The sequence below is a fragment of the Chloroflexota bacterium genome (assembly GCA_020850535.1).
Classification (GTDB): Bacteria; Chloroflexota; UBA6077; order UBA6077; family JACCZL01; genus JADZEM01.
Window position 1 is genome coordinate 16,503 of the sequence record JADZEM010000097.1, and the last position, 13,723, is coordinate 30,225.

A 13,723-nucleotide genomic window follows, 5' to 3' on the forward strand; every position below is an offset into this window, starting at 1 on the left:
CGGCGTCGCGCTGCGGCGCATCGAAGTGTCAGACACCTCGCAGGCGCCGAATCCCGTCGCAGCGCGACGGGATTCGGCGCGTCAGCGGGTGAGGTTCTTCATTGCGCTCGCAAGCTCGCTCCATTCAGGATGACATGCATGCTGTGACCCAGCCCTACTCCGCCGGCGGCGGACGGTCCATCCCCACCCGCGCCACTTCCGCGCCTGACGCGGCCAGGATGCCCGCCCGCAGCGCCTCCCAGGCCGCCTCGCGGATCTCGGCGAAGCGCGCATCGGCGCGCGCGCGGTACTCCCAGCGCGGCTTCGGCAGATCGACCTCGAACGTCGCGGCGACGGCGCCCGGCCGGGGCCGGAACACGATCACCCGATCCGACAGGTAGACCGCCTCGTCGATGCTGTGGGTGATGAAGACGACCGTCTTGCCCACCCGCGCCAGGATCTTGAGCAGTTCGTCCTGGAGCAATTCGCGGGTCTGCGCGTCGATGGACGCGAACGGCTCGTCCATCAGCAGGATGTCGGCGTGCGTCGCCAACGCCCGCGCGATGCCGACGCGCTGCTGCATCCCGCCCGAGAGCTGATGCGGGTAGTGCCGCTCGAAGCCGGCCAGCCCGACAAGCTCCAGGTATTCCAGCGCCTGCTGCCGGCGCTCGGTCTTGCCGACGCCCTGGATCTTCAGCCCGAACTCGGCGTTCTCGACGACCGTCTTCCAGGGGAACAGGTTGAACTGCTGGAAGACCACGGCGCGCTCGCGGCCCGGGCCGGTCACGCGCTTGCCATGCACCAGCACCTGGCCGTCGTCGTAGGTGGTCAGGCCGGCCAGGATCCGCAGCGTGGTGGTCTTCCCGCAGCCGCTCGGCCCGAGGATGCTGACCAGTTCGCCGTCCGCGATGTCAAAGGTCACGCCGGCGAGCGCCTGGACCTCCTGTGCCCCCTCGCGGCTCTGGCTGACGAACGTCTTCCCGACGCCGTCGAAGCGGATCGCCGGCTCGCTCATCCGAACGCCCGCTCCGATTCCTTCCAGTGTGCGAACCGCCGCTCCAGCCGCTTGACGATCTCCGTCAGGGCGACGCCCAGCAGCCCGATCACCAGCACCACGGCGAAGACGTAGTCCGTCTTGAAGAAGTCGCCGTAGTTGACCAGCAGCTTGCCCAGCCCGGAGAGCGCCAGGAACATCTGCGCCACCACCATGCCGATGACCGCCTGCCCGATGCCGAGCCGCAGCCCCGTCATGATGAACGGCACCGCTGCCGGCAGGATCACCTCGGTGAACAACTGGCGCTCGCTGGCGCAGAACGAGCGGGCCGTATCCACCAGGTTCGCGCTGATGTCGCGGACGCCGGCGTAGCTGTTGATGATGATCGGGAAGACGCTCGACAGGAAGATGACGACCACCTGCGCCTCAAACCCGATGCCGAACCAGATCAGCAGCAGGGGAATCAAGGCTACACGCGGCGTCACGTAGAGCGCGTTGGCGTACGGCTCGAGGATCGCCTCGGCCAGCCGGCTGCGACCCATCAGGATGCCCAGCGGCACCCCGACGATGATGGCCGAGGTGAACCCGAGCGCGATGCCCAGCAGGCTGATCCGCAGCGCCACGAAGATCTGACCGTTGCGGATCATGTCCGCCAGTGCCACCAGGATGCGGCTCGGAGTCGAGAGGAAGATCGGGTTGATCTGCCGCCCGACGATCTCCCAGGCCGCCAGCACGATGACCAGCGTGACCAGCCGCGCGACCAGGAAGCCGCGCGGCCGGGAGCCAGACGCTCCGGCCGGCGAGCCAGACGGTGCTTCGGCGGCGCTCATCGGGCCTCGGCCTGCTGGTGGCTCACGCCTTGTACTCGCCGAGCCGGCCCCGCGCCGCGTCCGAGAACTGGGTCGTCGCCCACTGGTCGAACGGCACGTACTTCTCGACGGCCTCGAACTCGGCCAGCGTCCTGGCGGTGAACTCGCCGCCGGCCTCGTTCTTCCAGCGCGCGGCGTTCGGATCCCAGATGTTCATCTCCTTGAGGATATCGTACGACTGCGAGAGCGTCGCCTCGTCGATCTTCCCCTCGAAGAACTTCTTGCCGTTGGTCATGTACTTGGTCTTGTCCTGGGCGTTGCGGTGCTCCTGCATCAGCGACTCCGCGAACGCCTGGATGACCGTCGGATGCTCCTGGATCATCTTGTTGGTGACCCAGTAGGCGCTGAAGAGGAGATTTGGGAAGTCCTTGCCGATCTCCGCAAACCGCTTGAACTTCGGATCCTTGATCAGCTCCAGCGCCGCGCCGACGGTCACCTGGCTGACGTCGATCTTGCCGGCCTTCATGGCGTCCACGCGGGCCGGGACGCCGCGCACCGTGACCCACTCGATGCTGTTCGGGTCCACGCCGTTCTTCCGGAGCTGCAGCAGCGTGGTGTAGTACGACGAGTCGCTGGTGGCCGTGATGCCGATGCGCTTGCCGGCCAACTGCTTCCAGTCGGTGATGTCGTTGGTGACGACCATCGTGAAGTACGGCGCGTGCGCGGCTGGCACCGCTGCCTTGATCGCCTGGCTCTGACCGACCGCCAGGATGCCCGAGGCCAGCGTCGAGAGGGCGAACTCGGCCTGCCCGGCGATCAGCGCCTTGATCGAGGCGTCCGCGCCGGTGATCTCCTGCACGTCGCACTCGACGCCGAACTCGTCCTTCATGCGCTGGTACGCACTCAGGTCCGGCACGAACGTCGGATCCTGCGGCACGTTGAACAGCACGCGGACCTTCGACATCGTCGGCTTGACGGCCGGAGCCTGGGGCTTCGCCTCGGCAGCCGGCTTCGGGGCCGGCGAGCCAGACGTGGCCGGCGAGGCGGCTGCCGCCGGCGAGCCAGACGGGGCCGGCGAGGCTCCAGCGGCCGGCGATGCCGCGGCGGCAGGCGACGCGGCCGCGGGCGGCGCGGCCGGGGCAGGAGTCGGCTTGGGAGCCTCGGCAGGCTTCGTGGCGGCCGGCGCCGGCGCCGACGATCCACACGCCGTCAGGAGTACCATGGCCGAGGATCCCACCGCGAGCGAGAGAAAACGTCGTCGCGGCAGGCGGCGAGTCGGGGACGTGAATACGTCCGACGAGGTGGCGTCGTACACTGAGTCCTCCGGCGAATCGAAACCGCCGCGAAGTATACTGCATGCAATGTTCAATGCAGCCCCGACACGGACGGGCTAGACGATCTCACCTGGAGTGGGGGTGACGGTGCAGGACGATCAGGACGTACAGATCGGGTCTCTGGCGGGCGCGTCGGCGGTACGGGAGCGCCGCACAACGCAGGAACTGGTCTTCGAGTTTCTGCGAGACGCCATCCTGACTGGACGGCTGACTGGCGGGGCCCGGCTGGTTCAGGACAAGATCGCCGCCGAGCTGAAGGTCAGCCGCGTGCCCGTGCGCGAGGCCTTGCTCCAGTTGGAAGCCGAGGGGTTCGTCCGGATGGAGGCCCACCGGGGCGCGTCCGTCGTCTGGCTCTCGCCGGAGGAGGTCGCGGAGATCTTTGACATCCGTGTCATCCTGGTCTCGGCAGCCGTCAAGCGCTCGGTGCCCCGCCTGACCGACGAGGACATCGCACGGCTCGAACAGATCGCCCATCTTCAGGGCGCGGCGACCGATATGTCCATGCGTGTCCGCCTGAATCATGACTTCTACGCCGTGCTGTTCAGCGGCCTCGACCGCCCCCGCTGGAAATCGATGATGGACAAGCTCGAGCGCGAGGTCGAGCGGTTCATGCAGCCCATCGACCGCCCGCATCTCGGGCACTTCAAGCTGGTCGAGGCCTGCCGCGCCCGCGACGCCGACCTGGCCGCGCAGTTGGTCGGCGACCATCTCGCGCACGTCGGACAGCGGGCCGTCGAGACGCTGGCGCAGGCCATCGAGCGTGGCGACCTCGTCCGCCCCGATGACGACGGCGCAGGCCCGCGCACGACGGACACGCCGCTGGCCCGGGCGTCCGGTTAGACCTCCGCCACGCTCCAGACGGTGGACTCTCTGTCATCCCACCCCCGCAAGGCACGAGCACTCCCCCGCCATCCCGAGCGGAGTGAGCGTGCGAACGAAGTCGAGGGATCTTCCTCTACGCCACAGACGGGGCAGATCCCTCCGCTTCGCTCGTTCCTCGCCGCGGTCGGGATGACGGTGGGGGCAGGTTCCTCGCCGCGGTCGGGATGACGAAGCCAGGCTGCTGGCCCCTCACACCCGTGCGCGAGAGCCGTCAGGCGGGCGGGTCGCGCCGCATGCCGTAGACGGCGATGCCCGTCAGCGGATCGTGCGCCTCGGCCGCCAGCCGGAAGCCGTGACGCTCGTAGTAGGCGACATTCTCGGTGCGGCCGGTGTCCAGGTAGGCCGGCAGGCCGGCCATGTCGAGCCTTGCCAGCATCGACGCCAGCAGCGCGCTGCCCAGGCCGGTCCGCTGCCGCTCGGGCCGCACGCCCAGGATGTTCAGGTACCAGTGCGCCTCGGAGATCGCCTGCGCGTGGACGTCTCCGACCATCCAGCCGATCTCCAGCGACTGCTCCCACACGTCGATGCCGAGCACGGCCGGCCCCTCGTCAAAGCCCACGTAGGATGCCCGCGCGGCGCTCGGCATGACGAATGGCGGCGCCCACCAGATCGCCACCGCGTCCAGGCTGTCCACGGCCCAGACCTCCCCGAACGCCAGCCCATACCGCGCGATGGCTGAGAAGTACCAGCGTGCCTTCGACGCCCGCTTCGACGGGTCCGGCGACAGCAAGCCCGTGAGTGGGTCGTCCGCGAACGCCTCGGCCAGCATCGCGGCGGCGGCCGGGATCTCGCCGTCGAGCAGCGGCCGAATCTCGGGCTGGATCACGGGACGCGGTCCGTCACGTCCGTTCGAGCCAGTGGCGGACCGTCTGCGCGAAGACCTCATACGAGATCGGCTTTGCCATGTAGTCGTCCATGCCGGCGTCCAGGCAGCGCTGCCGGTCCGCTGGGAAGGCGTTCGCCGTCAGGGCGACAATCGGCGTCTTTGCTCCGGGAACGGCGAGCTGGCGAATGCGCCGCGTGGCTTCGAAGCCGTCCAGCTCTGGCATGTGGCAGTCCATCAGGATCAAGTCGTAGGGCGAGCGTGTGGAGACGGCGTCGATGGCCGCCAGCCCGTTGTCCACGATGTCCAGCCCGTAGCCCAGCCGTTCGAGCATCATCGTCACCACGCGCTGGTTCATGAAGTTGTCCTCGACCAGCAGCACGCGCCCGCGCAGCAGCCCATCCGTCGATGTGTCGGGGGGGCCGCTGCTTCCCGCGACGGCGCCGGCCGGCGCCGTCGCGGGAAGCAGCGAATCTGGTACAGCCGACGGCAGCGCGAGGCGGACCGTAAAACGGAAGGTGCTGCCCTCGCCCGGCGCGCTGGTGACGCTGATCTCGCCGCCCATCAGCTCCACCAGCCGCTTCGAGATCGCGAGGCCAAGTCCGGTGCCGCCGAACCGTCGCGTCGTCGAGCTGTCAGCCTGCACGAACGCCTGAAAGAGCGACCTCTGGATCTCCGGTGAGATGCCGATGCCCGTGTCCGAGACGCTGACCGACAGCACTACGGCAGCGGGGCCATCCGCCTGCGCTCCCACCTGGACCCGCACCTCGCCCGTCTCTGTGAACTTCACGGCGTTGTTCACGAGGTTGCCAAGCACCTGGCTCAGCCGGCCAGCGTCGCCCACGACCAGCGGTGGCAGCGTCGGGGCCAGCGCCGTCACCAGCGTGAGCTGCCGGGCCTGCGCGGCAGCCCGATTCAGCTCGACAACCGTCTGGATCGTCTCGCCGAGGGCGAACGGCAGCGACTCGAAGTCCATGCGCCCAGACTCGATCTTGCCGAAGTCGAGCACGTCGTTCACGATGGCCAACAGCAGCTCGCCGCTGGTGATGATCGTCTGCACCAGATCATGCTGATCGGGGGCGATCTGATCGGTCGCGAGCAGCTCCGCGCTGCCGAGGATGCCGTTCAGCGGCGTCCGAATCTCGTGGCTCATCATCGCCAGAAACTCAGATTTCGCCCGGTCAGCGGCACGCGCCGCCCTGGAGGCCGCCGCCTCGGCCTCGAAGAGACGGGCGTTGCGGATGGCGGCGGCGGCCTGCGCGACCAGCCCATCCAGCAGACTGTAGTCGTAGGGGCTGAACCGGAACGCCTGCCGGCCGTTGAGAGAGAGGACCGCGACCACCCGGTCATCGCTCATCACGGGCGTGGTGTACGCGCTCACCAGGCCATGCTGCCGGTACCAGTCCAGCCCACCGACCCGCCCATCCACGAAGACGTTGTCAGCCTGCATCGGCTGGCGATGCTCGGCCACCCAGCCGGCGCTGCCCACGCCGTAGCGAGCCTTGCGGAACGTCTGGCCGGCCCCGACGATCTCGTTCGAGAACGCCCGCAGCTCCAGGGTACGGCTCTCCTCGTCCGTCACCCAGAACGAGGCGACGGCTGCGCCCATGAGAGTCGCCGCCGCCTGGGCAATCGCCTTGAGCACGTCGTCCATGTCCAGCGACGACGAGATCAGCCGATTGAGCGCCGTCAGCAAGCGCTGCCGACCGAGGCGCGGCTCGACTCGCTCAGGGGAGCTGGCAGGCGGATGCGGCCTCGCACGGCGGTACGCGCGGTTCAACGGCCGGCGGGCCGCCCCGACCACGACGTTGAGTCGCTTGCCCGTGGCAGGCGGCACTGGGGGCGGGGGATCGGCGCGATCTACCACAGCACGCCCTCTCGCACCTGAGGCATTCCGGCGCTGGTGCTGCTCCGCAGCAACGCAGCCGCGCCCACCAACGGGCCGTCCGACCCGAGCGACGAGAGCACCACCCGATCCTCACTTCCCACCATGAAGCTGATCCGCGTCTCGGTGGCCAGCGTGCGTCGCAGCGGCCCCAGGAACAGCTCGCCGGCCCCGAGCGCCACGCTTCCACCGATCGCGACACGGTCCAGATCGAGCAGCACAGCGGCCGCGGCGATCCCACGCCCAACCGCGATGCCCGCCTCTTCCACCAGCCGGCTGGCTGTCGGCTCGCCGGCCCGTGCAGCCGCGACCACGTCGGCCCCGGTCGGCTCGGGCGGCAAGCCTGGCAGCAGGCCCTCACGCCGGGCAGCCCTGGCCCGTTTCGCCAGCCCCGTCCCTGACGCCACCGCTTCCACACACCCGAGCGCGCCGCACTCGCAGGGCGGGCCGTCGCGGAAGGCGATGACGTGCCCGATGTGACCGGCGTTGCCGCTCGCGCCGTGTAGCAGCCGTCCGTCCACGACGATACCGCCGCCGACGCCCGTCGAGACGGTCATCCCCATCAGGCAGCGCGCCTCCTGGCCCGCCCCGATCCAGGCCTCGGCCAGCACCAGCGCCTTGGCGTCGTTGTCCACGACCACCCGGCAACTGAAGTGATCCGCGAGCCGCTCGCGAAGCGGGAAGTCGCGCCAGGCCGGGATGTTGAGCGTCGAGACGCGGCCTTCCGGGTAGCGCATCGGGCCGCCGCATCCGACGCCGATACCGTCGAGGTCGGCGGCCCGGACCCGCCCTGCCGCCAGCACCCGCTCGGCCAGATCGACCACGTCGGCGAACAGCGCATCGGCCGGGCCGCGCGCCTGCGAGGGCCGTCGGTCGGCGCACAGCACCACGCCGGACGGGCTCACCAGCCCGGCCGCGATCTTCGTCCCGCCGATATCGAGCGCCAGCATCATCGCGCGCAGACCCATCGTCAGCGGAGCTTCAACTGCCCCGCGCCCTCTCACGCCGCCGGTATACTACACCCTCACCATGCGTCGGTTGACCGCGCGATTCCTGCTGGTGCTGATCGGATTGGTGCTCGGCGCGGTTTGCGTCGAGACCGCGTTCCGAGTCGCCGGACCAAACGTCCCGCTCGACCTGACGATGGCCCGGTTTCAGGCGTACCACCCGGTATACGGCTTCTTCCACACTCCCGGAGTGAGTGGCTGGGTCCGCACCGAAGAGTTCACGAGCTTCGTGAAGTTCAACACCCAGGGCCTGCGCGGACCCGAGGTGAGCGTGCCGAAGCCGCCCAACACCTTCCGGGCGCTGATCCTCGGTGATTCGGTGGTGGAGGGGGCGCAGGTCGCCGAGGACCGGACGATGGCGGCGCGGCTCCGCGACGAGTTGACATCCGTGGCCGGGGGGCGGCGCGTCGAGACGGTCAACGCCGGTGTGGCCGGCTTCGGGACCGGCCAGCAATTGCTGTTCCTCCAGCGGGCGGGGCTGGCCTACCAGCCAGATGCCATCGTCCTGGTGGTCACTATCGCCAACGACGCCGCCGACAACAGCATCGACGTGGCGAAGCGTTGGAAGCGCTCCACGGATCGCCGGCCGTTCTTCGTGCTCCGCAATGGACAGCTGGAACAGCTCCCGTTCCAGGCGCCGCCCGAGGAGGCGTGGTCTGGGCCGCGGACGTTCCTGCGGAACACCTCCGTTGTGTTCACGGCGCTGGAGCTGTGGTGGATCGGCAAGGATGTGGCACGCGCACAGGGCGCCGTGGTCCCCACGCTGGACGCCGAGCGCGAGGTCTACCTCAACGAGACCGGCGAGGACTGGACGCGCGCCTGGGAGATCACCGAGGCGTTGCTGGCGAAGGTCCAGGAGACGGCTGACACGGCCGGCGTGCCGCTGCTGGTGGTGCTCTCACCGTCCGAGTGGCAGACCTACGACGACCTCTGGCCGAAGCTTGTCGGGACCGGCGATCAGGCCCGGCGGCGGTTCAGCCCGGACGCGCCCAACCAACGCCTCGCCGAGATCGCAGCACGCCACCAGATCCAGATGCTCGACCTGCGCCCGGTCTTCCGCGCCGAGGTCGAGCGGGGCGCGCCGCCGGTGATCTTCCGCAAGGACGGGCACTGGACCGAGCACGGCCACGAGGTCGCGGCGCAGGCCGTCGTGCAATCGATCCAGGCACACGGGCGGACCGACGCATCCGCCGGCGGCCGCTAGACACCCATCCTGCGCTGCCGGTCAGGACCGTCGTCGCAGGCCCCGGCCCTCGGACCGCTACGCCGCCGTCACGATTGCGCTGCGCCGACTGCCAGGGCCCGTTGGAACGCCGAAGATGGCCACCAGCGACTCGCACACCGCACACTGAACGCGGCATTCTTCTCTTGACGCCGCTTCACACGACGGGGAGTCTCCAAACACCAGTATGGACACAGCGTTCGCGATCTTACTCGCGGTGATCGTTCTCGCGCTGGCATTCGACTACGTCAACGGGTTTCACGATACCGCCAATGCCATCGCAACAGTAGTCGCAACTCGCGTGCTCTCGCCGGTGCAGGCGATCCTGATGGCTGCAACCCTCAACTTCGTCGGGGCGCTCTCGGGCACAGCGGTCGCCACGACGGTCGGCAAGGGCATCATCGAGCCGGGCGCGGTCACGCAGCAGCTGGTGATCTCGGCGCTGCTCTCGGCCATCGTCTGGGATCTGGTGACCTGGTACTACGGCATCCCCTCCAGCTCGAGCCATGCGCTGGTGTTCAGCATCGTCGGGGCCGGCATCGCCTCCGGCGGGATGGGCGTCCTGGGCTGGGTCGGCATCGAGAAAGTCCTGGCCGGCCTGATCACCTCGCCGATGCTCGGCCTGGCCTCGGGCTTCCTGTTCATGGTGCTGCTGTTCCAGATCTTCGCGCGGATGCACCCGAGCTTCGTCAGCCGCTTTTTCGGCCGGGCCCAGCTGCTGTCGTCGCTCTACATGGCGTTCAGCCACGGCAGCAACGACGCGCAGAAGACGATGGGCGTCATCACGATGTCGCTGGCGGCCTACTACGGCTGGACCGGCGACAACTGGGAAGTCCCCCTCTGGGTCATCGTCGCGGCGGCGACGGCGATGGGCCTGGGCACAGCCTCCGGCGGCTGGCGGATCATCAAGACGATGGGCCACAAGATCGTCGAGCTGAAACCGATTCACGGCTTCGCCGCCGAGACGACGGCCGCGACGATCATCGAGCTGGCGACGCGCCTCGGCATCCCGATCTCCACCACCCACGTCATCAGCAGCACCATCATGGGCGTCGGCGCGACGGGCAACCGCCGGGCCGTCCGCTGGGGCGTGGCCGGCAACATCGTGACGGCGTGGATCGTGACGATCCCGGCCTGCGTGGCGATGGGCTGGCTGTTCAGCTGGGTGCTGCACTTCGTACTGCCGTAGCCCTTCCCGCGACGCCCCACTCCGGGCAGTCGTTGTGACGCGCGGACGATGGTCTGCCCGAAACGCCGTGATGCGGTCGTTACGTCGAGCCTGGGCCGAACGTATGATCGTCTCCCCGCCACCGGCTGGTGGTCGGAGTCCGCCCCAGGGATCGGCGGCGATCGTGCCACGGCAACCCACGCGCCCACCTCGCTCCGCGCTGCACCCGCTTGACGGCTCCGCGCTGGATGGGCTGCCGCACACGCAGCTCTGGACCGACGGCCAGGACGCCACCGCACCGCTGACGTTCTCGGTGGTTGACCTGGAGACGACCGGCGCGAGCGCCATCTACGACCGCATCCTTGAGGTCGCCGTCGTCAAGGTCGTTGGCGCGGAGATCGTGGATCGGTACACGCAGCTGGTCGATCCGCGCGCCCCGATCTCGGCGTTCATCACCCGGCTGACGGGCATCGACGCGCGGATGGTGCGCGGCAAGCCGACGTTCCCGGAGATCGCGGCGGATGTCCAGGCAGCGCTCGGCGAGGGGCCGCTGGTCGCCCACAACGCCAGCTTCGACGAGGCGTTCCTGCGCCACGCCTACACCCGCCTGGGCCAGAAGCTGACCCTCCCGAAGCTCTGCACCCTGCGGCTGGCCCGCCGGCTGCTGCCGCGCCTGCCGAGCTACCGGCTGGACGCCCTGACGTCCTACTTCGGCATCAAGATCAGCAACCGCCACCGCGCGCTCGGGGATGCCGAGGCGACGGCGCTGGTGCTCCTGCGCCTCCTGGACCTTGCGGCCGAGCGTGGCGTCGAACGCCTGGACGATCTACTGGCGCTCCAGGGCAGCCCCGTCGGGAAGCGCCCGCGCGGCGTGGACGAGAGCGTCATCCAGGCGTTGCCGTCTGGGAACGGCGTCTACATCCTCAAGGATGCTGACGGGCATGTCGTCTACATCGGCAAGTCCGTCCACGTCCGCCAGCGGGTCCGCGAGCATCTGCGCGGTGGCAGCCCCGATCAGCCGCGCCTGCGCCGCCACCTCTCGCGGATCGTGGACGTGGAGGGCATCCCGACCGGCTCCGAGCTTGAAGCGTTGTTCCTCGAATCGCGTCTCATCAAGCGCTACCTCCCCGAGGGCAACCAGCAGCAGCGCAACGACCGTGACTACCCGTTCATCCAGGTGAACACGGCTGACCCGCACCCGCGCCTGGAGTACACCCGCGAGTCGCCATCCGACCAGGGCATCCTGCTCGGGCCGTTCCGCCGGCGTGGGGCTGTGGCCAGCGCTGTCGATCTCCTGACCGAGCAGCTTGGCCTGCGCCAGTGCAGCGAGCCGCTCAAGGAGGGGATGTCGGCGTGCGCGCTGCTGGACCTGGGCAAGTGTCTGGGGCCATGCGTCGGGGCGGTGGACGGCGTCGCCTACCGCGCGGCCGTTGAACGGGCCCTCGGCGCGCTCCAGGGCGCCGACGAGACGGTCCTGGCCGAGCTGGTGGCACGGCGCGACGCCCTCGCCGAAGACCTTCGCTTTGAGGACGCAGCCCGCCTGCGGGACCAGATCCGCGCATTCGAGCACGTCGTCAACGTCCAGCGGCGGCTGCAGAGTGTGGCGGCTCGCAACCTCGCCATCGTCGCGCCGTCCGTCGAGAGCGCGGCCCGCGAGGTGTTCTGGATTCGGCGCGGCCAACTGGCGGGGCAGGCTCGCGTCACCCGCCAGACGCGCCAGGTGACCGTCGAGCGGGCGCTCGGCATGATCTACGGCGACAGTGCGGCCAGCGCACAGCTCCCGATCCCCCGGGAGAAGGTGGACGAGATGCACCTGCTCGACACCTGGCTTCAGCGCAACGACGAGCGCCTGACGGTGATCCAGGTAGACGCCGCCGATCCGGCCAGCGCCGCCCCCGCGATCCTGGCGGCCGTCCGACAGGCGACGACGTCGGCATCAGGCACAGCCCGGCGGGCGCGAGCCTCGTAGACGCTCGGGGCCATCGCACCCCGATCCTGCTACACTGTGCGCGCCATGCGGACGTTGAGCGTTGTCGGGCCGCGCACCCTGCGTAGCGAGCTGGAAGCGAAGGTCCGGCGGCATCCCAACCGGACCTGGATCATCTTTGAGGCCGCCGATGGCTCGGTGGTGCAGGTCACCTTCGGCGACTTCGAGCGGCGCGCCCGTCAGGCCGCCCACGTCCTGACCGATCTCGGCGTGCGGCCCGGCGACAAGGTCACGTTGCACCTGACCAACAGCCTGGAATTCCTAGAGCTGTGGTTCGGTGCGGCCATGTGCGGCGCGGTGATCGTGCCGGTCAACACGCTGTCCTCGCTCGACGAGCTGGAGTACCTCGTCAACCACTCCGAGAGCGTGGCATTTGTTACGGAGGGCACCGAGCCGCCGCTGCTGGAGGTGGCTGAGCAGCTGCTGCCGCGCTGCCCGAATGTCCGCAACCTGCTGGTCTGCCGGACCATGACCGATCTCGGGCGGGCGCGCAGCTACAACCGGCTGCGCGAGGCCGCCCCGGACCAGCCAGTCCCACACCAGCCGCGCCCCGAGGACGAGGTCGCGATCCTGTACACGTCAGGCACGACCAGCAAGCCGAAGGGCTGCCTGATCACCAACGCCAACTATATCCACGTCGGCGAGTGCGTCGCGCGGGAGCTGCGGGCCGCCCCAGACGATCGTTGGCTGACCGTCTTGCCCTTCTTCCACGGCAACAGCCAGTACTATTGCACCATGCCAGCCCTGCTGGTGGGCGGCAGCATCGCGATCGTGGAGCGCTTCAGCGCCAGCCGCTACTTCATGCAGGCCACGCGCTACGACTGCACGCTCGGCAGCCTGTTCGCCGCGCCGATGCGGATGCTGCTCGGGCAGCCGCACTCGCCGACGCACCGACAGCATCGGCTGCGGCTCGTGATCTTCGCGCAGAACGTCACCGAGGCCCAGCTCGCCGAGTGGGATCAGCGCTTCGGCGCGCCGCTGCTCCAGATCTACGGCATGACGGAGCAACTAGGCCACCCGCTGGCGAACCCGCTCGACTACCCGCGCGACAACATGTCGGTTGGCCTCCCGGGCCTGGGCTGGCAGGTGCGGCTGGTGGACGAGCACGGCCACGACGTGCCGGACGGCGAGGTCGGGCAGATCCTGGTGCGGGGCGAGCCGGGCGTCTCGTTGATGAAGGGGTACTTCAAGAACCCCGAGGCCACTGCCGAGGCGATCCGCGATGGCTGGCTCTGGACCGGCGACAACGCCCGCGTGGGCGAGAACGGCTACGTCTACTTCGTGGACCGGGCCAAGGACATGATCAAGCGCTCGGGCGAGAATGTCGCGGCGAGCGAGGTCGAGGCGGTGCTGAAGGCGCATCCCGCCGTATTCGACGCGGCGGTGGTCGGCGTGCCCGACCCGATCCGCGACGAGGCGATCAAGGCCTTTGTCATCCCGCGGCCCGGCCTTGCCATCACCGAGGAGCACCTGATCGGCTGGTGCGCCGAGCGGCTCGCGAAGTTCCGCGTGCCGCAGTTCGTCGAGTTCCGCACGGAGTTCCCGCGCACCTCGGTCGGAAAGATCCAGAAGCATCTGCTGCGCGCCGAAGCGCAGGCCAGCCCGCCGGACGCCGCCACGTCAGCACGGTAGC

General features: G+C 69.2%; 11 protein-coding genes. 5 read left to right on the forward strand and 6 right to left on the reverse strand.

Annotated features, from left to right (window positions below; translation table 11 throughout):
• Window positions 1–154: 154 nt before the first annotated feature.
• Genes IT306_13815 through IT306_13825 form a run of 3 tightly spaced genes read right to left on the reverse strand, consistent with a single transcriptional unit; the run spans window position 155 to window position 3,004 of the window.
• Complete coding sequence (locus IT306_13815) at window positions 155–994, reverse strand: ABC transporter ATP-binding protein (GenBank protein ID MCC7369500.1); 840 nt, start codon at window positions 992–994, stop codon at window positions 155–157.
• Window positions 991–1,803, reverse strand: a complete 813-nt coding sequence (locus tag IT306_13820) for an ABC transporter permease (protein MCC7369501.1) — start codon at window positions 1,801–1,803, stop codon at window positions 991–993. The genes IT306_13815 and IT306_13820 overlap by 4 nt, the downstream gene beginning before the upstream one ends.
• Before the next feature lie 22 nt (window positions 1,804–1,825).
• Window positions 1,826–3,004 (reverse strand): ABC transporter substrate-binding protein, encoded by a 1,179-nt coding sequence (locus IT306_13825; GenBank protein MCC7369502.1) that lies wholly within the window; start codon window positions 3,002–3,004, stop codon window positions 1,826–1,828.
• A 199-nt stretch (window positions 3,005–3,203) separates the two neighbouring features.
• Between IT306_13825 and IT306_13830 the strand changes: the two genes are divergently transcribed.
• Complete coding sequence (locus IT306_13830) at window positions 3,204–3,956, forward strand: GntR family transcriptional regulator (protein ID MCC7369503.1); 753 nt, start codon at window positions 3,204–3,206, stop codon at window positions 3,954–3,956.
• 253 nt (window positions 3,957–4,209) lie between these two features.
• On the opposite strand, the gene IT306_13835 is transcribed toward IT306_13830, so the two are convergent.
• From IT306_13835 to IT306_13845, 3 genes are read right to left on the reverse strand one after another with little or no spacing between them, the layout of a single operon-like run.
• Window positions 4,210–4,824, reverse strand: a complete 615-nt coding sequence (locus IT306_13835) for a GNAT family N-acetyltransferase (GenBank protein ID MCC7369504.1) — start codon at window positions 4,822–4,824, stop codon at window positions 4,210–4,212.
• 13 nt (window positions 4,825–4,837) lie between these two features.
• The gene (locus tag IT306_13840) at window positions 4,838–6,688 is read right to left on the reverse strand and encodes a response regulator (GenBank protein MCC7369505.1); all 1,851 of its coding nucleotides are present in this window, start codon (window positions 6,686–6,688) and stop codon (window positions 4,838–4,840) included.
• Window positions 6,682–7,674, reverse strand: a complete 993-nt coding sequence (locus IT306_13845) for an ROK family protein (protein MCC7369506.1) — start codon at window positions 7,672–7,674, stop codon at window positions 6,682–6,684. The genes IT306_13840 and IT306_13845 overlap by 7 nt, the downstream gene beginning before the upstream one ends.
• 70 nt (window positions 7,675–7,744) lie before the next feature.
• On the opposite strand from IT306_13845, the gene IT306_13850 reads away from it, so the two are divergent.
• The 4 genes from IT306_13850 to IT306_13865 all read left to right on the forward strand — a co-directional run bounded on the left by IT306_13850 (window position 7,745) and on the right by IT306_13865 (window position 13,722).
• Complete coding sequence (locus IT306_13850; GenBank protein MCC7369507.1) at window positions 7,745–8,917, forward strand: SGNH/GDSL hydrolase family protein; 1,173 nt, start codon at window positions 7,745–7,747, stop codon at window positions 8,915–8,917.
• A gap of 205 nt (window positions 8,918–9,122) precedes the next feature.
• Window positions 9,123–10,124 carry an inorganic phosphate transporter gene (locus IT306_13855; protein MCC7369508.1) on the forward strand — a complete coding sequence of 334 codons (1,002 nt, stop codon included), beginning with the start codon at window positions 9,123–9,125 and terminating at the stop codon, window positions 10,122–10,124.
• Window positions 10,125–10,287: 163 nt separating this feature from the next.
• Window positions 10,288–12,072 (forward strand): GIY-YIG nuclease family protein, encoded by a 1,785-nt coding sequence (locus tag IT306_13860; protein ID MCC7369509.1) that lies wholly within the window; start codon window positions 10,288–10,290, stop codon window positions 12,070–12,072.
• Window positions 12,073–12,117: 45 nt separating this feature from the next.
• On the forward strand, window positions 12,118–13,722 hold the full coding sequence (locus IT306_13865; GenBank protein ID MCC7369510.1) for an AMP-binding protein: 1,605 nt from the start codon (window positions 12,118–12,120) through the stop codon (window positions 13,720–13,722).
• The last annotated feature ends 1 nt before the right edge of the window (window position 13,723 follow it).

Bases quoted from the DNA above. Each gene is read 5' to 3' on its own strand.
- IT306_13865 (MCC7369510.1), top strand. From the start codon at position 12,118: ATGCGGACGTTGAGCGTTGTCGGGCCGCGCACCCTGCGTAGCGAGCTG.
- IT306_13825 (MCC7369502.1), bottom strand. From the start codon at position 3,004: ATGGTACTCCTGACGGCGTGTGGATCGTCGGCGCCGGCGCCGGCCGCC.
- IT306_13855 (MCC7369508.1), top strand. From the start codon at position 9,123: ATGGACACAGCGTTCGCGATCTTACTCGCGGTGATCGTTCTCGCGCTG.
- IT306_13820 (MCC7369501.1), bottom strand. From the start codon at position 1,803: ATGAGCGCCGCCGAAGCACCGTCTGGCTCGCCGGCCGGAGCGTCTGGC.
- IT306_13845 (MCC7369506.1), bottom strand. From the start codon at position 7,674: ATGGGTCTGCGCGCGATGATGCTGGCGCTCGATATCGGCGGGACGAAG.
- IT306_13815 (MCC7369500.1), bottom strand. From the start codon at position 994: ATGAGCGAGCCGGCGATCCGCTTCGACGGCGTCGGGAAGACGTTCGTC.